The sequence below is a fragment of the Gracilibacillus thailandensis genome (genome assembly GCF_010994055.1).
GTDB classification, from domain to species: Bacteria; Bacillota; Bacilli; order Bacillales; family Amphibacillaceae; genus Gracilibacillus; species Gracilibacillus lacisalsi.
Window position 1 is genome coordinate 1 of record NZ_WJID01000025.1, and the last position, 19600, is coordinate 19600.

Consider the following 19600-nt stretch of genomic DNA (forward strand, 5'->3'; position numbering starts at 1 on the left):
CATACTGGTTGTTTTGTTCAGTTTTCAAAGATCAATGTTGTGTCGTTTTTTGCGACGAAATATAATATACCATGTATCAAAAAAGAAGTCAATGCCTTTTTTTGAATTTTTTCTTAGCTGTTCATCACTTCATTTCCTTACGACGACAAATGATAATATACCATAAACTTATATAGCAGGCAAGAGGTTTTTTAACTTTTTTTCTGACATATAAAATAAAAATACTATATCCCTTTTTACAAAAAAGATACAGTATCTACTTTCCTTATTCAATTTGCACTTTCTTAGGTATATATTTCTTTATCTCTTCTTCACTAGCTACTCGGGTATACAATTGAAATATGACCTTATATCTCTCACGCATTGCTTGCTTCACCATTTTATCTATTCGATGATCTTCTAAGTCCAGCAGTAATTCTTCTAGCTCTCTTTTTATCACATACTGCAGTTCACTTTGCTCCTTATCATTAATTAATAAGCCTAACATCTTGTCCACCCCTAAAATCTATTTTAATAATGATAATCTCCCCACTATCTAATATCTATATTCCTGTTTTCTTTCAAAATTAAACATAATTAGACATCATATTAAAGAAATACCCTACATATAATGGAGACAAGCCCAACTAAAGGGAGGGGATTTTCGGTGAGACGATTATATATTGTAGACATGAAGAAACAAAAAAAAGCATTCCTCATTATTCCAATTGCTTTTTTTGTTGCCCTGTTTTTATTTTTAGAATTTAATTATACCTCTACGGTTTTTTCTAATCAGGATAATCCACGGGCGTTAAATGCTGGGAATGAGGACCATCCATCCGTCGCTTTAACTTTTAACATCAGCCATGGTGAAGAACAAGTTATCCCTATCTTAGAAAGATTGAAGAAAGAAGATGTTCAAGCCACATTCTTTGTAAGTGGTGAATGGGCTGAGCGACACCCTGATATTTTAGAACAAATTGCAGAGGACAAACATGAGATAGGAATGCTCGGTTACCAATATCAATCATACGTCGAGCAAGAGATAGATGAAGTGCGAAGCGATTTGAACAAAGCAAAAGATATTTTTTCTAAGTTAGGTTATGAAGATATTTATTTATTAAGAGCACCTAATGGGCATTTAAATGAAGAAGTGATTAGCTTAGCTGAGAATCAAGGGCTTAAAGTGATTCATTGGAGTATTAATCCAAATGATTGGCAGAACCCTGGAACTGAAAAGATTGCCAATCATATTCTAAAGAATGTTCGCAATGGGTCGATCATTTTACTTCATGCTTCAGATAGTGTGAAACAAACAGAACAGGCACTTGAGGTTGTCATCCCAGAGGTCAAAGATGACAAAGAGTTTTTGACTATTTCTGAATTGATTACACAAGCAGAAACAAACCAAGAAGAACTTCAATCTAAAAAGAAATAGACCATTCCTTAAAGGGTAGGTCTATTTCTTTTCGGTTAAACGATGTAGTATTAACAGCTGATAAGTATTACATAATATCAATGGTACAATCATTAGCCAAGCATAGTCGCCATTTTCTGTACGCAGTCCTGGCACCCACTCAATCGATGTAATGACAACCATAAAGAAAAGGGCTGGGATAAATGCTCTTTTGTGGGTTTCTTTTGCTTTTATGCCTGCAACAAACCAACTAAAAATAAATAAAGCAATCGCAGTTAACAAAAATGGTGTGACCGTGCCGTCTTCCACACTTCGATAACGGAAGTAGACGAGATCAAACAGAGCAAAGGCAATTAATACTACCTGCACTGTTGGCCAATACCTACGAAAAACACCTAAAGCAAATTGATTAACAGTCAAATATGCGAAAAAGCCCATTTGGCTGATCAAACTAAAAACAAAGCCTAAACCAGTGAAAAAAATCAGCAAGCCTAATATTTCAAACCAATCAATCGGATTGAGGTTTTCTGCATACACTCCTGCCTTCACAAAAAAACTCGCAATTAGGGTAGAAACCCCACCTAAAAGCAAAGTAGAAAAAAACAACCGTACAACATTACGACTTTTCAAAATAAAATCCCCCTACATTCTATATCCTGTTACGTATTTTACCACGAACTTCAGTTTTTTTCGCTTGTCATACATATTAATTATAAATGACTCCATATTATAAATACAGGTTATTTTTTTATAAGAAAGGTAGCGGTAAATATGAACCGATTTTTATATATGTTAGGTATTACTCTACTGCTGCTTTCAGGATGTGGTGGCGGTGGGAACAATGCAGGTAACCAAGATAGTGAAGACTATGAAGGAACAAAAAAAATGGTCGCAGACATTCTTAAAACAGATGAAGGAAAAAAGGCGATTACAGAAGTGTTGTCTAGTGATGACATGCAACAAACTTATGTGGTCGATGCAAAAGTCGTTAAAGACGCCGTAACAGAAACACTCTCTTCCGACAAAGGAAAAGAATTTTGGAAAAAAATGTTCCAAGATCCTAAATTTGTAGAATCATTTGCGAAAGCATTGCAAGATAAACAAGAGGATGTCACCAAAAAGTTAATGAGTGACCCAGAATATCAGAGAAAATTAATGGAAGTACTCAAAAATCCAGAGATGGAACAACAATTAATGACAGCCTTAACTAGCCAAGAATTTCGAAGTCATTTAGAGAAGGTAATGGAAGAAACTTTTGATTCTCCAATGTTCCAAGCAAAAATCACTGATTTACTTTTAAAAGCGGCTAAAGAAATGAAGCCTTCAGAACAAGGTGGAGGCGGCGGATCTGGTGGATCATCGGGTGGTTCCGGTGGTGGCGAAGAGAAGCAGCAAGAAAAAGAGCAAGAAGGACAAGATCAACAAGAAAATCAGTCTAGCTAAAAAGAAGTGGAGCCTTTTAAAAAAGCGCTCCACTTCTTGATTAAAATTGGTCAATGATTTGTTTAGCAACCTCAAGATATTCTTTACCATTAGGATGGTCTTCTTGATAGACAGATGGTGCAAAGACACCTTCTTCTTCAAATGGTTGTTGCAAGGAAAGTCGACCGATCACTTGTGTACCTAACACTTCAGCTAGCTTGTCGCCTCCACCTTTACCGAATACATATTCTTTTTCACCAGTTACTTTACTCTCAAAGAAGGCCATATTTTCAATGACACCTAAGATTTCATGATCAGTGTTAATCGCCATTTGACCAGCACGTGCAGCTACAAATGCTGCAGTTGGATGTGGTGTTGTAACAATTAATTCTTTTGATGACGGAATCATATTGTGTACATCTAATGCGACATCACCTGTACCTGGAGGTAAATCTAATAGGAGATAATCGAGTTCTCCCCACTCCACTTCCTTAAAGAAGCTTGTCAACATTTTACCTAATCTTGGTCCACGCCAAATAACAGGGGAATTATCTTCTACAAAGAAGCCCATCGACATAATTTTTACACCGAAACGCTCCACTGGAACGATCTTATTGCCGTTCAACTTCGGTCTTTCTTCCACGCCCATCATATCTGGTACACTAAAACCATAAATATCAGCATCAATAATTCCTACTTTTTTTCCTAATCTCGCCAAAGCAACTGCCGTATTCACTGTAACGGTTGACTTTCCAACGCCACCTTTACCGCTGGCAATTGCCAGGAAGTTGGTATTGGAATCTTTGCTAAGTAAAGAGGGATCTTCTTCTTTAGTTGGCTGGAATTTAGCGATTACTTCTTCAGGCAATTGGCTAAAGCGAAGCCCAACCGTCGCCGCTCCTAATTGTTTTAATGCACCAACTAATTCTTGTTGTAATTGCATTTGCTCTGCAGTATTCGTCTTTGCAATCGCAAGTTTGACACTCACATGATTTTTCTCTTCCTTAATAGAGACCTCTTCAATACCATCCGTTTCTTTAAACGTCTTATGTAAGAAGGGGTCTTTCATTTTATGCAAAAGGTCGATTACACTTTGTTCTGTTAGCAAAATAGGTCACCTCAATTTAAAAACTATTTAGTCCTATTTGCTAGTATAACACAAATTAAGCATTAACTAAGTGAGATGCATCAACGACTTATCGGGTTTGTTCGATGACATACTGTGAAATGCCCTCATATATGCTTGCCGCCATTTTTTTCTGATAATTCGTCGATTTTAATAATTCTTTCTCTTCTTCATTTGACAAGAAGCCAATTTCTACTAATGCTCCCGTTGTTTCGGCATATTTTAAAATAAATACCTGACTCATGGCCAATGCCTCTCGATTGGTATTCTCTAAATTACGACGAATTTCAGACTGAATTGCTTTTGCTAACAATTCATTTTGTTCTCTTCCAGGGTGATAAAAAGTTTGAGCACCTTTCCATTGCCTGTCAGGTAAAGCATTTAAGTGAATACTAAGAAAAAGATCCGCTTCTTTCTCTTTGATAAATGCTACTCGATTTTGAATATCCTCTGACTTTCTCCGAGACAAACCAGTTGTTCCATCTTGGGCTAAATCATAGTCGCCCTCTCTTGTAAGATAGACAATTGCTCCTGCCTGCTGCAAATAATCCCTAAGCATCTTGGACACTTCGAGGGCAATATCTTTCTCCTGGGTATCATCTGACCCTTTAGCACCACCATCAACTCCACCATGCCCTGGATCAAGGACAATCGTTTTACCAGCTAGTGGTAGCGACCATGTTTGCCACGAATCCAACGATCGTTGCATCGGGTATTGCATCAAAATAATTAATAAAAATAATCCAACTAACCACAGGACAACTTTAAATATCTTCGGCATCCGCTTTTCCCCCTATAATTCTCCTGTAACCACTATATGGGACAAGCGGGAAAGTTATGCCAGCTTACAAATATTTTATAGAGATAATTCATTTTGTTGATAATATATCGTTATATCTTGCTTTTCAATACTGTTAACCAATTCAGCATAACGATGCTGTATCTTTCTGCAGGTATCCCTTCCTTATATATTCGGAAGATTCTTTCCTTTTAAACAAAGCCATATCTACATCACATGATTGATCAACCGAAAATACCCCCTTCCGTAATGGAGAGAGGGTTTTTGTCATTATGCTGTTTGCTCTTTATTCTTCTGATTCTTGGAAAGAAACAACTGCAAGACAAAGATAATAGCAAGTGTCACTATGGCAATAATATCTGTCAGTAAGTTGTTTTGGATGAATAATAATGCTGTAATCAGCGCTAATAACCTTTCATACCAATGATATTGTCTGACTAACCAGTTTTGAATGAACGAAGCAAAGGCAATCATCCCGATTGTTGCTGTAATAATCGCCCAAATAACTTGATACCATGCCACATCCGTGAGCAAAAGAATAGTTGGATTTAATGTAAAAACAAACGGCAATAACAATGCTGCTGAATCATACTTAAACCCTTGAACACCAGTTGAAACTGGCCCAGCCTTAGCTATACCCGCTGTCGCATAGGCAGGTAGATTAATCGGCGGTGTATCATCCGCTAATACCCCGTAATATAGTACAAACAGGTGAGCAATCAACACATGAACACCCATATCTGTTAATACAGGAGCTACAATAGCTGCCAGAACAACATAGGTTGCCGTTGTCGGTAATCCTAATCCTAATAATAAACAAGCAAACACCGTTAATATTAATGCAAAATATAACTGGGTATTATCTGTTACTAAAAAGTTTGGCATCGCATTCGTTAATGTTTCACTAAAGCCAATTACAATTCTTGTGAATTTAGTAGATAAACCTGAAGTTGTGATTACACCAATCAGAATACCTGCAGTCGCACATGCTACAATAATGGATAGCGCATTTCGTGCAGCATTTTCAAAGCCAGCCAGTGTTTGCTTCCAACCAAAATGTACTGGTGGTGAATCTATCTTCATTTTTTTCTGTGACAAAGCAAAGATAAACGCTATCCCTATACTAATGAGTAGTAAGATTAAGATCTCTGACTTCCATCTGATCATCTCAGTACTAAAGAAATTGATATGAAAGATATCATTTAAAGCGTGTAACCCTTGATTAATGGGACCAATCAAAAATTGTAATAATACAGTTATCGCTATTACCGCCAACGCAATGATAGCAGTACGACCAAGATTATCTTTAAACCGTTGTACAAATAACGCTAGCACCAATAACACAATAATCGAAAAAAAGGCGGAATTATTAACTGAAACCCGAACATAGACCAAATAATAAAGTAAAGCAATTAATGGTATTAATAAATATCCTTGTTGCATTATCAATTTTCTGCCTGATGCCAATTCACTTTTATCAATCCCGGTAATACCATGTTTGGATGCCTCGAAATGCACCATAAATAATATACCGATATAGGCTAATAAAGCTGGAATAATCGCACTTTGAATAATTTCATAATACGGAATCCCTGTAAACTCTACCATAATAAATGCAGCTGCCCCCATAATGGGTGGTAAGAATTGGCCACTTGAAGATGCTGCCACTTCTACGCCACCAGCTACATGTGGTTTAAAACCGACTCGCTTCATTAATGGGATCGTGAAAGTACCGGTAGTGACTGCATTTGCTGTAGAGCTTCCGGAAATACTACCCATTAGTCCACTCGCTACAACACTTGCCTTCGCTGGCCCACCTTTATAGCGACCAAACATACGCAATGCCAAGTCAATAAACATCTTTCCCGCACCTGTAGACTCGAGAATCGAACCAAATAGGATAAATATAAACACAAACTGGGCGGAGGCATAAATCGGTGTTCCAAATATTCCGTTGTTACGATAGGAAATTTCATAAACAAAGCGTTCGAAGTCACCTCGTGTATGGTGAAACTGACCTGGCATATATTCACCTAAAAAGAAATAAGCTATAAAAACAAGAGCGATGATAACGAGCGGTTTTCCTACTACGCGGCGTGTCGCTTCAAGCACTAAAATAATTAAAGCTAAGCCAATGAATAAATCGAGGTCTGTAGGCCGGCCTGACATAATGGAGGTTGCTGTTTGTTTTTGAATAATATATGTACCAACCGCTAAAGAGATAATGGCTAGTACAACATCATACCAAGGTATAGATGTTTGGCGCAGACCTTTTTTGATCGGAAAAATACAAAAAACAAGTATTAACCCAATGGTTAAATGCAATATTAAAAATGTCTTGGAGCCTATACCAGGTAATCCAAATCCTGCAACATATAAATGGAAAGCAGATAAAAAAACACTAATTGCTAACACAACAATACCCCAAAGCTTACGAAGCTCTCGATCACTTCCCTCTAATTCTTGTAACATCTTCTTTTGACTATCATCCATCTCTATCCCTCTCTTTATTCAAATTGAAACTCTTCCACAATGAAGAACGTATTACATCTATTTCAATGACACGGCCAACAAAAGGCTGTTCCGAAAGGTAGATGGTTTGATTCTGGAACAAAAATGTATGCGGATACAAGTTGGATGGCTTCATTCTTAACACATCATCATGGATCGGACGATTAATATTTTTTAACACATAGTAACCATCCTCCATTGCAACCTCACCTTTCCTTTGATATGGTAATCCTGCTCCAAAAGATTTTGTCCAACTTTCCATTGTCCTTATTTCTCCCATATCAGAAAATTGGAATACTTCTTTTACGGGAGACTTTTCGACCGAGTGAATATATCGATGAGCAAATCTATTCCCTTTTTCAATGGTGTCTGCCCATAAAATTTCCTTCGTTTTCATATCTCTTATAACCAACTGATAGTTAGACGGAACTAATAACCATACACCTATCATCAGCAATATTACTACTAAACTTGTTGCAAGAAAGGCATTGCGACGTTGCAATGCCTTTCCCTTACTATTATTGTTCATCAAAGTACCGCTGTGCACCAGGGTGTAAGTCAATGGACATTCCGTCTAATGCCGAATCGATGGTTAAGTCTTTTCCACGTTCGTGAGCATTTTCCATCGCATCTATATTTTCAAATATAGCTTTTACCATTTCATAGACTTGATCTTCTGGAAGATCATCACTAGCAATTAACATCGCCTGTGGCGCAATGGTAGTTGCGGTAGCGTCAAAATTTTCATACGTATTCTCGTCTAATTCTACTTTGGTATAGTATGGGTATTCCTCTGTTATTTGATCGATTTTCTCTTCATTAATACTTACAATGCGAATATCAGCACTTGCCGCTAGTTCTTGAATACTTCCAGTCGGTGTACCAGCAGTTACAAATGCAGCATCGATATTACCGTCCTGCAGGTTAGTAGAAGCATCACCAAAGCCCATCCACTCAGCACTTAGATCTTCAAACGTTAAATCATGGGCAGCCAATATCTGACTTGCATTTGCTTCTGTACCAGACCCCACATCTCCAACTGCTACACGTTTCCCTTCCAAGTCTTCAACTGTTTCGATACCACTGTCAGCCAATGTTACAATCTGAATGGTTTCTGGATAAATCGTAAAAATACCACTAAATCCATCTACTACCTCTTCGAACATATGTGAGCCTTCTTGGGCATAGTAGGCAATATCATTTTGAATCAATGCCAACTGTGCTTGACCACCACTTACCTCATTTGCATTAACAACTGAAGCACCACTGGTAATACCTGTTGCACTAACACCATCGACATGCTCATCAATAATTTCTGCCATTGCTACGCCTAATGGGAAATAGACACCTGCTTCTCCACCTGTTAAGACAGTAACATCTTCTACCCATCCATCTGTATTTACTGCATTCTCTTCTTCTGTATCCTCTGATGATTCCTCTTGAGTATCCTCTGAACTTTCTGACGATTCTTCACTTTCACTATCACCATTATCCACCGCATCATCCGAAGCATCGCCACATGCCATTAGAATCAATCCTAAAGCAAGTAACATGGCTACTAACCAAATCTTTTTCCCCATAAAAGATCCCCCTCTTTTTAGTAAAATTCTTACTTTAAGATGTATGCATGAAATGAAAGAATCATCCCTTTTTTGTAAAAAAACTTACTCAAGAAAAAAAAACCCTTTCCCTCCAATAACGGAGGAAAAGGGATAAATTATTGTGCCTCGCTTAAATATTTTGTTCCCAAAAAAGGGCTATGGTTATATTCTTTTTCTTGCAACTCTATTTTTACCTTCTTCACTCGTCGATCTGACACTTCTTCCACCACAATTAAAAAATTGCTATATTGAAAAGAATCTCCTTTTGAAGGTATTACTTCTATGTTTTCGATCACCCAACCTCCTATGGTATGATAAGAACTATCGGGCGGGGTAATATTAAATACTTTAGCGAAATCATCTAATTGAAATTGTGCATCAAACACGTATAGACGGTCATGAATTTTAGAAACGGCATGAACCTTTTCATCTTGTTCATCCCATATTTCACCGACAATTTCCTCTAAAATATCTTCTAATGTGATTAATCCAGATGTACCACCAAATTCGTCTAACACAATAGCCATATGGATTTTTTCTTTTTGTAATTGTGGTAACAATGCCGATACCTTCATCGATTCTGTCACAAATAAAGGCTCTCTTAGCAATTCACGAATATTTACTTTGTTATATTTCACCAAATGAGTAAGAAATTCCTTTTCTGATAATATACCAATAATATTGTCAACAGTTTCTTTATAAACCGGTATTCTGGAATATCGCTCTGTAAAGAAAACTTCCTTTATTTCATCGATAGACTGATTCACTTCTATAGCCACCATATCAATACGAGGAGTTAAAACTTCTTCCGCAACCGTGTCATCAAAGTCCATAGAATGATATAAAAGTTCACGTTCTTCTTTATCAATTACTCCCTCTTCTTCACTAATGTCCAACATATATTTAATTTCCTCTTCTGTTACAGATGGAAGCTGATTGTTTTTAGCAAAGATTTTTGATACCAATGCTTTCAATTGTATAAACAGAAAATTAACAGGAGTTAATATTTTAATCAAAACATATAGAACATTGGAAATGATCAATGAATAGGATTCTGCATGTTCTTTAGCTAATGATTTGGGAAGAATTTCACCAAAAATAAGAATCAGTATCGTCATCATTATCGTACTACCTATTAACGCAAGACTTCCTCCAAACAATTCCGCAGCTATTGTTGCAGCAATACTTGCGGCCGCAATATTTACGATGTTGTTTCCGACTAATATGGTAGATAATGTTTGATCAAAATGCTCTGCAATATGAAGAGCCTTTTCACTTCCAGCCCTTCTTTTTTCCGCGAAATGTTTTAACCTAATTTTATTGACACTTGAATAAGCAGTTTCCGCCGATGAAAAAAAAGCTGACAACATAATCAAGATTGCTAATAAAGTAATGCCACTCAGTGGTATATCGTCCAAAAAACTCACTCTCCTAATTTTTATATCAAACGTTTACATCACTATTATATACTAACTACACAGAAAATAATACTAAATCGTGTTGAGATGGTTTAGTTAAAACTGTACAGTGTATCGTTATCCTTGTAGAATAAATTTATATCATTTTTTCTTTAAATGTTGTTTCAAATTTTAAGGAGGAATTTTTTTAATGGTTATCGCCATCACCGCTCTCTTATTTGTCTCATTGTTTTTTTCAGGAAGTGAGACTGCTTTAACTGCAACAAATAAAATGAAGCTACAAACAAAAGCTCGCAATCAGGATTAAAAATCAGCAAAACTACTAAACCTTATTTCCAAACCAAGTGAATTTATTACTGCGATCCTAATCGGAAACAACATCGCGAATATTCTATTGCCAACATTAGTCACAACCATTGCAATTGAATATGGATTTAACGTTGGACTCGCTTCTGCGATTCTAACTATAACCATTATTATTTTTGCAGAGGTTATTCCGAAATCCATCGCTGCCACATTTCCTGATCGTATTGCATACATCGTTTATCCTGTTATCAAGACTATTGTTGTTATATTAAAACCTATTACTATCCTGTTAAATAAGTTAACGGATTTTATTACAAAGATGCTTTCAAGAGGTCAAGAGCAGGATGTGTCCATTTCGAAGGACGAGTTAAGGGCTATGGTCGATATAGCCGACTCAGAAGGAATGTTTCATCAAGAAGAATCACACCGAATTAAAGGAGTACTCGATTTTTATAATCTTACCGTTAAAGATGTGCTAAAAACTCCCCGAGTAGAAGTAGTTGCATTAGCTAGTACAGCAAGTTTTGAAGAAATCAGAGATATTGCAATTCAAAACCCGTTTACAAGATACCCAATTTACGAAGAGGATATTGACACGATCATAGGTGTTTTTCACTCCAAATACTTGTTATCATGGTCAACGGAACCAAACAAATCACTTGAATCCTATAGTGATACAGATCCGTTACTGGTATATGAATTTCAGTCGATCGAATGGGTTTTTCGTGAAATGACAAAGGAAAAAAAGCACATGGCAATTGTTCTCGATGAATACGGTGGAACAGAGGGGATACTGACCCATGAGGATATTATTGAAGCAATGATCGGTTTAGAAATTGAAGATGAAACAGATTTAGAAAATGAAGGGTTAGTTGACACACTGACCGATACGGAAATTGTCTGTGACGGGAAAATTTCATTACGTCGCCTAAATTCCATTTTCCATACCGAAATTCCTGAGGAAGAGGATGTTCTAGCTGGTTATATTCTAAAAGAATTAAATTATTTCCCTAAAAAGGGAGAATCATTTGAAATAAATAATTTAAACTACCAAATATTAGATACAGACGGCCGAACGATAAAGCAAGTAAGGATTGTTAAATGAAAAACCGCTAAAATCCCCCTTTAAAAATGATAAGGGGGATTTTAAGTAACTTAAAAATCATATTCTGCTTCTTTTTCTGCCTGAATTTGTTGGTATGTTTTTGTTAGTGTAATAGTATCTTCAACGAGTCGTTCAATGCGAAAGATTACGTCATCATTAGTAATTTCTTTTCGGTAAAAATCCACATCCTCTATATAGACATAGCTTTGAACTACTTGTGCCTTCATATAACCTAATATTGGTTTTAATTGTTGTTCCGGAATAAGATAATGACGTTGTGAACCTGCTGTGACAATCATGCTTGCCACTTTACCCTCGAGTGCACTAGTTGGTAATAGATCAAAAATATTTTTTAACGTTCCTGGAATTGATGCTTGGAAAATAGGTGTTCCAATCAGTAATGCATCTGCCTTCATAATTGTTTCGGTTACTTTCTTCGTATCGCCCTTATAATCTAGATAATTCCTGCCATCACTAAACTGAATGTCATAATCAGCTAGATCTAGCAAAGTAACATCTATATCGGGATATTTATTAGTGATTGTTTCGACTGCATAATTTATCGCTGTTTTTGTTTTAGATCCGACAATCGAACCTGCTATTGCAACTACCTTCATTCTTGGCCTCCTATTTTGCTGTGTATTTCCGAATTGCTGGCAGAACTTCTTTTCCGATTAATTCGATATTTTTTCGCAATTTGTCAAACGGTATTCCACCAAAGTCCATTTGCGCAATGTATCGTTGGTGACCAAATGTTTCATGTTGATATAATATTTTTTCAATGACTTCCTGAGGACTACCGATGTTCATTACATCATGCGGGTCAGCCCCTTGAGCAAAGACTTGTTTGGCAAAACCTCTTCCGTTCGTCTTTTGCATACCTGCATTAATAAAAGGATATGTTTCACGCTGTGCCTGCTGTGTTGTTTCTGCTAGATAAAAGAAACCAGCTGTAGATACCGGGAATGCTTTCGGATCGTATCCTCCTCGTGCTAGTGCATCACGATAAGAGTCAATAGTCCGTTTGAACAGTGTTGCCGGTCCTCCTAACATAGCTACAAAGATCGGCACGCCTGCATATCCAGCCTTAACGGCACTAGAAGGATTGCCACCAACTGCTCGCCAGATTGGTAATGAGCCATTTAGCGGCCTTGGCAGCACATGAGCATTTTTTAATGGTGCACGGAACTGACCTTCCCAATCTACATATTCGTTTTCATTAATTTTTAATAAAAGATCAAATTTTTCTTCATATAATTCTTCGTAATCATGCAAATCATAACCTAAAAGATCAAAGTTTCCAACACGAGAAGCTCTGCCTGCAACAATTTCCGTACGTCCTTTTGAAATTAAATCAATGGTCGCAAAGTCTTCATACACTCTGACAGGATCCAGTGTACTTATAATAGTTGAAGAACTGGCAATTTTTATTTTTTCCGTTGCCTGCGCAATCGCAGCTAGTACAACAGAGTGTGCCTGTGTCGTGAAATAATCTTGATGACTCTCCCCAACACTAAAGAAATCAAGACCGGCATCTTCCGCTAATTTTGCCAATTCAATAATTTCATCTAAACGCTGACTTGCCGGAATCCGTTCACCTGTCTCCGGGTGAGGTAAATGATCACCTAATGTATATAAACCAAACTCTAGTCCTTTACTAGGATCGATACGATATTTTTCCATTTTGAACAACCTTTCTAACATCAAAGTTTGCTATCATATGTTATTATGAAGCATAGAAGTGTAAAATGTAAGTACGCACTTAAATGATATATAGTATCCAAAAATATACTGTAAAGTAGGGTGATTGATGATGAAGTACGAGCCGAATGCTTGCAGGGTAGAAGATGCACTAAGTATTCTTGTCGGCAAATGGAAGCCTATTATTTTACTTCATTTGCTGAATCATGGCACACAACGTTTTAATGAACTTAAGAGAAGTATGCCCGGAATCACGCAAAAAATGTTAACGAAACAGTTACGTGAGCTAGAAGCTGAAGACATTGTCGAACGAGTAGTCTATCCAGAAGTACCGCCAAAAGTCGAATATTCTATGACAGAATATGGTAAGAGTTTACAGCCTATTTTGGAGGCTATGCACGAATGGGGTGTAAAGCATACGTTGCATAAGCAGGAGAAGTTAAAAAAACAGCATGGATGATTAGGAGCGGTGGTTATGAATGAGAATGTAAAAGCACATTTACAGCAACTCGAAGAAAGCCATCTTCAATCAGAGGTCAAGAGTAGTAGTAAGAAATTAGCGCAAATACTTGCTAATGATTTTCAAGAGATTGGAAGCTCCGGCATTTTGATAAATAAAGCGATGTGTCTGGAAGGTGGAGTGGATCTAGATGAAATGTCTCTCCACAATTATCAGGTCGAACAATTAGCGCCAGATGTTGTTCTAGCAACGTATTATGTCATGAATCATTCGAAAGAACGTAACACATTGCGGAGCTCTATTTGGAAGTATATTGATGGTAGGTGGCAATTATCCTTTCATCAAGGTACTATTACCAATTTAAGTTTAGAAGAAATTAAGAAAAGCTTAGTGCGCCCGATTAGAAACGTAGCGACTTCAGAAATAACTGAGATAAAGGCATCACGGTGAGTTTACGAACCGATGATGACTTTCACCTAAAGGCATAAGTGCGACTAAGCCTCTGGTTTCACCAATCGGCAAGTCTTCTTTATCGTAGGGCAATTCGTGAAGTCGCCTAGTTTCTGGGCGCTCGGAGCTAGACATCTGCGCAAATTTTATGCTTTCCTTACAATTAAGAACGGGCAATAACCCCATAAGGTGTGGGTTACTGCCCTTCCTCACAAATCTTTATTTCAATTCTTCCATATATGACTTTGCATAGTGATTTAAAACTGTACTTGCTAGTGGTGAAATTTGCTCTTTGTTTTTTTCTTTAGTAAGTTGCTCTTTATACTTAGAAAGGAATTTTATTGCCTTTGTTGTTGAACCTTTTTCTACATGATGTTCCACTTGTTTTAATGTGTTAGTTAATTGAGGCACAATCGGTCCAGTTATATCACCAGTCTGGTCATATTGCTGCATGTAATTCTTTAACACCGTAATGTACCCAGGAGTAACTTCCACTACATTCGATTCTTCTGATTCGCCACTGGCATTCTCTGCTTTAATGTAATACGTATAATGTACCCCCGGTTCTGCCGTGCGATCAAAGTAAGTATCTACTTTGGCATATCCAATATATTCAACCTCTCCGTTTCTTTCTCGATAAACATTATACCGATTGGCTCCACCTTGTGATGTCCAAGTTAAACCAACAACATCCGTTCCTATTAAACTAACGATTAAGTCAGATGGTGTATTAGGAGGAATCATGTCAATATTAAGCTCTTCCGAGAACTCTGACTCTCCCATTTCATTCACTGCCAATATCTTGTAACTATATCCTGTATGATTTATACTGACACTCTCATCCTTATAGTTTGATGAATCTGTACTAGCAATTTTGCTAAACTCGCTTTCTTCATTCGCTTTTCGGTAAATATCATAATTGTCTGCTTCTTCAATAGAGTCCCAGTTGATTTCGAATGTAGAATTAGTTATTTCCCCTGCTGAAAGTCCTTGTGGCACTTCTGGAAGATCAATAGCTTCTTCTGTAGTTGTACTTACTGCATTTGACATGTCAGATTCTCCGCCAATACTTGTTGCTGATACTTTGTAGTAATATGTCGTAGAAGAATCGACAGGCTTATCCATGTAAGAAGGACTTATTGTGTCCGCTACTTTTTTAAATTCTCCATCCGGTTCAGTAGTCCTAAAAACGCCGTAACTAATAGCGTCTTCAACCTCCTTCCATTTTAATTCAACTGTTATACTCTTGGTTTTGGTGACGGTTAGTTCAGCTGGTGTATCTGGGGTGGGTTCATTAGGGTCAAAGAAGAAAATTTCTGTTAGTTCAGACAGCTCAGATTCCCCCCCAGCATTTATAGCAGAAATCTTATATTGATATGTTACACCTAATTCAACTGTATCATCTTTGTAATTACTTTCTTCCGTACTTGCAATTGCTCTAAACGAAGGGTCTTTGGACGATGAGCGATAGATTAAATACAATTCCTCATCATTAACAGACGACCAATTCAATGAAACCTCGTCTACTGCAATATCTCCTTCTAAGTCCTTAGGTACTTCATTGGGCGGCTCCTCCTGACTCGTCGGTTGAATTAATGCAAAATAGTTCATTCGACTACTGTTATTATTTGGCCCCATTACCACGTAGGATCCAGCAGGGTAATGCTTCTTATAGAGCTCAAATGTTACGGGTTGATCATCTACAATCGTTTGTCCGGTGTTTTCGTATTCTGATGATAACCATTCTGGCTTTGAACTCACTCTTGCATCATGAGCAACATATACATCTGCATCTGCAGCTAGATAAAAGGTAACGAGATCTTCACTTGTAGCACTTCTTGAATTCACTGCTGAGCGAATCCATTCCACACCAAGTAACTCTTCTGGTATATCGGTGAATCGATAACCATCTCGATCACCAGCTACCAGGTCTCCCTCTTGGAGGTTCTCTTCAATAGACCAATTCCTTGCATTTTGACCTCCTCCACTACTGTTATCATTAATGATGAGGTTTTTCGTAATTTCCCCATCCATTACTGGTAATGGTTCAGGCTCTACGTCTGGTTCGGGTTCTGTATCTTCTTCTGGCGGCACAAATGGATCACTTGTCCATACTGGTGGTTCCATTGGATAATTCTTTGGAAAAGATGAAGTAGCTAATTCATTTAAATATTCCTCTAAATTAGTATATCCATTGCCATTTTTGTCTGCATTTCTATCCTCTGGGTTATTTGGGTCAAATCCATTTGCTAGCTCCCATTCGTCTGGCATTCCATCCCGATCCGTATCCTTTGGAGCAGTTCCCTTCTCTAGTTCTGGAAAACCACCAACATCTTCTTCATGCCCAATAATAGCACCTGTTTGATTTCTAACATCGTGAATCACTCTTTGATCCACACTATCTCTCACTAATGAAGAACCTACATAATCTAAAACATGTTGATAAGCTTTTTCAGGCTCCTCTATATTAGTTAACGGATATTCAAAACGTTTGTCCACAATAACACTTGGTCTTTCCACTTCCATCATCTTTGTTCCTGTGTCCGTTCCATCTAAGATACCATTCTTATTACTATCTATTCGGTTGTTTTCTAGGAATAGGCTATAATTTTCATTTCCACGTACTACGGCATATTCTGGATTTCTTGAATTCACACCTGCTATAAAATAATTTCCTACCACATTACCATAGCCTTTCGTTCCTGATTCACCACCAGCAACATAAGGATACTGCCCCCAGTTGTATATAACATTATTCACAAAATCGATTTGCCCTTTTGTTTTAGGATTCCTATCATTATTATGGGCATAAAGGTTATGATGCATGGTGATCGTATTCATCTCAATTAATCCACCCATTGAATGTGTTAAAAGTCCTTCTGAGATGATAGACCACTGTACGGTTATATTTTTCGATTCTGGATTATCATAATCTTTACTTAATATCGATAAGTTTTCGTCAGTTCCCCATGAAAATGAAGAATGATCAATGATCACATTCTGACTATCTTCAAAATATAAAGCATCATCTTGGAAATCATTCTTTCCTAAACGAAATCGCATGAAACGGATAACAATATCGTTACTATCAATAAAACGAACATTATTTCCTTTTATGGTTACACCATCTCCTGGAGCAGTTTGACCAGCTATGGTGATATTGGATTTATTACGAACAATAATTTGTGGTATTTTAATTTCTCCGGATATATCAAATACAATGGTTCGAGGGATATCACCAGCAGTTGTCAGTGCATCATGAAACGTTCCTGGACCTGTCAACTCATAACTATTTACATGGTAAACTTCACCACCACGACCACCCTTAGAATACTGCCCAAATCCTTCAGCACCAGGAAAGGCTAGAATTTCTTCCTCTTCAGTAGCATTGACAATTGGATTCACAAAAGGAAGCATGAATAAACAGATAGTAAAACATAGCATACTATAAAATAATTTCCTCATAAAATACCTCCGTTTTTTAGTGTCACAATTGGCAGCAGTTTCTTTTTTATCTAACTTTCAATAAGTAACGACTCCTCCTCTCTATTTATAGAATAATTAGGTGCTTCCATTATAGGTTAAACGCACACGTAAGCGATTACAACAAACTATTCTCACAATTTATATACAAAAACAACAATGACTGTTAAGAGGCATTGTTCTTGTCTTTTTCATGGAAGGAATTGGGTGGTTAAATGCAATCATTTATTTTCTAATTGACAGCAAAAACCCCGTAAGCCTCATTGACTCACGGGGGATTAATCTTTATGGCAATAGTTGAAGTGATTCTTCTACAAATGCCGTGATATCATCTGGTTGTCGGCTGGTAACCAATTGATCACCACAAACGACTACTCTTTGATCGTGCACATTAGCGCCAGCGTATTCTAAGTCTACTAGTATTGATTTGAAACCAGTGGCATCACGGCCTTCTAATGTTTTGGCTGTGATTAGTAGCTGTGGCCCGTGACAAATAGCGAAGACCGGTTTCTTCTCATCCATGAAATGTTTAGCAAATGTCACAAAACGGTCATCCGCTCTCAGCATATCAGGAGAAAATCCTCCCGGAATGAACAATGCATCAAAATCCTCTGGCGTTACATCATCAATTCCATAATCAATAGAAGCAGTTGCGTCACCTTGTTTACCTTCTACTGTTTTGCCCGCCTCTTTTTCTATTGTGAAGACTTTATGACCAACACCTTCGAATTCCCTTTTTGGTGAAGTGTACTCGACATCTTCAAACATATCTGTAATCACTGTTGCTATTTTCGCCATTATTTAATACTCCTCCTTAAATAATAGAATTAATATTCTCTTTGTTTTCAATAATTCCACGTGTGAGTTTCTGGTAAACATTACAGATGTTATACAAAAAAGTGCTGAACCATTAAGTTTAAGATTTTAAAACCGGATAAAATAGGAGCGCTTTTCCAAGGTGATGCCTGATACAATTTTACTCGTTACTGCATTACGTTATTGAATGCTTATAACACTGTCTACCTATTTTATCGAAGTATTCCTGTTATGCTTTTGTCGTTAATTCTTCCCCAGTATCCATCAACTTCAAGGTTGATACTTTACTAGTAGAATTTGAGTTTTTATCACTATCTGATCTTACCACTATACCTATATCTATTCTCTTCACTTCCTTCATATAAAAAATCAGCCCTAATCAGGACTGATATTGTCAATTCTTTTATGTGCTTGTTTAGTAGATTCTTCTACCCGGGTTACTCTTTCGGATATTTCAGCAACATCTTTTTCATTGGCCTTCAGATCAACTTTTATATCATCAATTCCTCTGCTAATATAAAGAAGTGATGTTCTAACTTCCGTTTCTTTCTCAGTTTCTGATCTCAAACTTTGATCTGATTGCAATTGTTGTCTTTGTTTATTGATTCGATAACCCATGTAAGCAATAATCAGAGATAGTGCTGCAATAATAGTCCCCATAAATTCTACGCTCATGAGCAGCCCCCCTTGTACATCATATGTTATCCTTTGATGACTCGTATACACATTTCCCCTTTTAAAAGACTGTTTAATGAATTATGATTTTCTCATTTTTACCATTCATTTCATTTAGCGCATCTACTCATTGCAATAGACACGCTATGAAAAAGGGCTGCATTCTCTTTAGGATTTTTCTGTATTACCTGTACATTTTTGTATGTTAAGCGTTATTTTTTGCAAAATTTAAACAAATCTATATACGAAAAATCCCCAACCATAGGCGGTTGGGGACTTCGTAAAACATAGTTTAAAATAATATTACTTAAACCAAAATGATAGAGCTAGT

The 19600-nt window shown here is 37.1% G+C and carries 17 protein-coding genes and 1 pseudogene; 5 read left to right on the plus strand and 13 right to left on the minus strand.

Annotation, left to right across the window (positions count from 1 at the left end):
- Positions 1-265 precede the first annotated feature (265 nt).
- Positions 266-487 (minus strand): hypothetical protein, encoded by a 222-nt coding sequence (locus tag GH715_RS09380; RefSeq protein WP_018934586.1) that lies wholly within the window; start codon positions 485-487, stop codon positions 266-268.
- Between the two features lie 159 nt (positions 488-646).
- Between GH715_RS09380 and GH715_RS09385 the strand changes: the two genes are divergently transcribed.
- The gene (locus GH715_RS09385; protein WP_205601846.1) at positions 647-1417 is read left to right on the plus strand and encodes a polysaccharide deacetylase family protein; all 771 of its coding nucleotides are present in this window, start codon (positions 647-649) and stop codon (positions 1415-1417) included.
- Positions 1418-1438: 21 nt separating this feature from the next.
- On the opposite strand, the gene GH715_RS09390 is transcribed toward GH715_RS09385, so the two are convergent.
- Complete coding sequence (locus tag GH715_RS09390) at positions 1439-2026, minus strand: KinB-signaling pathway activation protein (protein ID WP_153835182.1); 588 nt, start codon at positions 2024-2026, stop codon at positions 1439-1441.
- A 141-nt stretch (positions 2027-2167) separates the two neighbouring features.
- Here GH715_RS09390 and gerD point away from each other — a divergent pair, with 141 nt between their 5' ends.
- Positions 2168-2839, plus strand: coding sequence for a spore germination lipoprotein GerD (gene gerD, locus GH715_RS09395; protein ID WP_153835183.1), 672 nt, complete (start codon positions 2168-2170; stop codon positions 2837-2839).
- A 40-nt stretch (positions 2840-2879) separates the two neighbouring features.
- Here gerD and GH715_RS09400 read toward each other — a convergent pair whose 3' ends face one another.
- The 6 genes from GH715_RS09400 to GH715_RS09425 form a co-directional block, all read right to left on the minus strand.
- The gene (locus GH715_RS09400; protein ID WP_153835184.1) at positions 2880-3926 is read right to left on the minus strand and encodes an Mrp/NBP35 family ATP-binding protein; all 1047 of its coding nucleotides are present in this window, start codon (positions 3924-3926) and stop codon (positions 2880-2882) included.
- 88 nt (positions 3927-4014) lie between these two features.
- Entirely contained in the window at positions 4015-4725 is a 711-nt protein-coding gene (gene cwlD, locus GH715_RS09405) for an N-acetylmuramoyl-L-alanine amidase CwlD (protein WP_153835185.1), read from the minus strand.
- Positions 4726-5013: 288 nt separating this feature from the next.
- Positions 5014-7236, minus strand: a complete 2223-nt coding sequence (locus GH715_RS09410) for a TRAP transporter permease (RefSeq protein WP_153835186.1) — start codon at positions 7234-7236, stop codon at positions 5014-5016.
- Complete coding sequence (locus tag GH715_RS09415; RefSeq protein ID WP_153835187.1) at positions 7229-7783, minus strand: DUF1850 domain-containing protein; 555 nt, start codon at positions 7781-7783, stop codon at positions 7229-7231. Before GH715_RS09415 ends, GH715_RS09410 begins: the two co-directional genes overlap by 8 nt.
- On the minus strand, positions 7773-8834 hold the full coding sequence (locus GH715_RS09420; RefSeq protein ID WP_153835188.1) for a TAXI family TRAP transporter solute-binding subunit: 1062 nt from the start codon (positions 8832-8834) through the stop codon (positions 7773-7775). The genes GH715_RS09415 and GH715_RS09420 overlap by 11 nt, the downstream gene beginning before the upstream one ends.
- Positions 8835-8971: 137 nt before the next feature.
- Positions 8972-10273 (minus strand): hemolysin family protein, encoded by a 1302-nt coding sequence (locus GH715_RS09425; protein WP_153835189.1) that lies wholly within the window; start codon positions 10271-10273, stop codon positions 8972-8974.
- 190 nt (positions 10274-10463) lie between these two features.
- On the opposite strand from GH715_RS09425, the pseudogene GH715_RS09430 reads away from it, so the two are divergent.
- Positions 10464-11684, plus strand: a pseudogene (locus GH715_RS09430) (hemolysin family protein).
- A gap of 50 nt (positions 11685-11734) precedes the next feature.
- On the opposite strand, the gene GH715_RS09435 reads toward GH715_RS09430, so the two are convergent.
- Positions 11735-12301, minus strand: coding sequence for an NADPH-dependent FMN reductase (locus GH715_RS09435; protein ID WP_153835190.1), 567 nt, complete (start codon positions 12299-12301; stop codon positions 11735-11737).
- Positions 12302-12311: 10 nt separating this feature from the next.
- Positions 12312-13367, minus strand: a complete 1056-nt coding sequence (locus tag GH715_RS09440) for an LLM class flavin-dependent oxidoreductase (RefSeq protein WP_153835191.1) — start codon at positions 13365-13367, stop codon at positions 12312-12314.
- Positions 13368-13497: 130 nt separating this feature from the next.
- Here GH715_RS09440 and GH715_RS09445 point away from each other — a divergent pair, with 130 nt between their 5' ends.
- Together GH715_RS09445 and GH715_RS09450 are read left to right on the plus strand one after the other, a co-directional pair.
- Positions 13498-13845 (plus strand): winged helix-turn-helix transcriptional regulator, encoded by a 348-nt coding sequence (locus GH715_RS09445; RefSeq protein ID WP_018934251.1) that lies wholly within the window; start codon positions 13498-13500, stop codon positions 13843-13845.
- Positions 13846-13860: 15 nt separating this feature from the next.
- A complete protein-coding gene (locus GH715_RS09450; protein ID WP_153835192.1) occupies positions 13861-14295 on the plus strand; it encodes a nuclear transport factor 2 family protein in 435 nt (144 codons plus the stop codon).
- Positions 14296-14514: 219 nt separating this feature from the next.
- Here GH715_RS09450 and GH715_RS09455 read toward each other — a convergent pair whose 3' ends face one another.
- The 3 genes from GH715_RS09455 to GH715_RS09465 all read right to left on the minus strand — a co-directional run bounded on the left by GH715_RS09455 (position 14515) and on the right by GH715_RS09465 (position 19269).
- Positions 14515-17760 carry an FIMAH domain-containing protein gene (locus tag GH715_RS09455; RefSeq protein ID WP_153835193.1) on the minus strand — a complete coding sequence of 1082 codons (3246 nt, stop codon included), beginning with the start codon at positions 17758-17760 and terminating at the stop codon, positions 14515-14517.
- A gap of 303 nt (positions 17761-18063) precedes the next feature.
- Positions 18064-18576, minus strand: a complete 513-nt coding sequence (locus GH715_RS09460) for a type 1 glutamine amidotransferase domain-containing protein (RefSeq protein ID WP_153835194.1) — start codon at positions 18574-18576, stop codon at positions 18064-18066.
- A 393-nt stretch (positions 18577-18969) separates the two neighbouring features.
- Entirely contained in the window at positions 18970-19269 is a 300-nt protein-coding gene (locus GH715_RS09465; protein WP_153835195.1) for a hypothetical protein, read from the minus strand.
- Positions 19270-19600: the final 331 nt, after the last annotated feature.

Bases quoted from the DNA above. Each gene is read 5' to 3' on its own strand.
- GH715_RS09440 (WP_153835191.1), bottom strand. From the start codon at position 13,367: ATGGAAAAATATCGTATCGATCCTAGTAAAGGACTAGAGTTTGGTTTA.
- GH715_RS09410 (WP_153835186.1), bottom strand. From the start codon at position 7,236: ATGGATGATAGTCAAAAGAAGATGTTACAAGAATTAGAGGGAAGTGAT.
- GH715_RS09435 (WP_153835190.1), bottom strand. From the start codon at position 12,301: ATGAAGGTAGTTGCAATAGCAGGTTCGATTGTCGGATCTAAAACAAAA.
- GH715_RS09460 (WP_153835194.1), bottom strand. From the start codon at position 18,576: ATGGCGAAAATAGCAACAGTGATTACAGATATGTTTGAAGATGTCGAG.
- GH715_RS09455 (WP_153835193.1), bottom strand. From the start codon at position 17,760: ATGAGGAAATTATTTTATAGTATGCTATGTTTTACTATCTGTTTATTC.
- GH715_RS09380 (WP_018934586.1), bottom strand. From the start codon at position 487: ATGTTAGGCTTATTAATTAATGATAAGGAGCAAAGTGAACTGCAGTAT.
- GH715_RS09450 (WP_153835192.1), top strand. From the start codon at position 13,861: ATGAATGAGAATGTAAAAGCACATTTACAGCAACTCGAAGAAAGCCAT.
- cwlD (WP_153835185.1), bottom strand. From the start codon at position 4,725: ATGCCGAAGATATTTAAAGTTGTCCTGTGGTTAGTTGGATTATTTTTA.
- GH715_RS09445 (WP_018934251.1), top strand. From the start codon at position 13,498: ATGAAGTACGAGCCGAATGCTTGCAGGGTAGAAGATGCACTAAGTATT.
- GH715_RS09465 (WP_153835195.1), bottom strand. From the start codon at position 19,269: ATGAGCGTAGAATTTATGGGGACTATTATTGCAGCACTATCTCTGATT.
- GH715_RS09420 (WP_153835188.1), bottom strand. From the start codon at position 8,834: ATGGGGAAAAAGATTTGGTTAGTAGCCATGTTACTTGCTTTAGGATTG.
- gerD (WP_153835183.1), top strand. From the start codon at position 2,168: ATGAACCGATTTTTATATATGTTAGGTATTACTCTACTGCTGCTTTCA.
- GH715_RS09415 (WP_153835187.1), bottom strand. From the start codon at position 7,783: ATGAACAATAATAGTAAGGGAAAGGCATTGCAACGTCGCAATGCCTTT.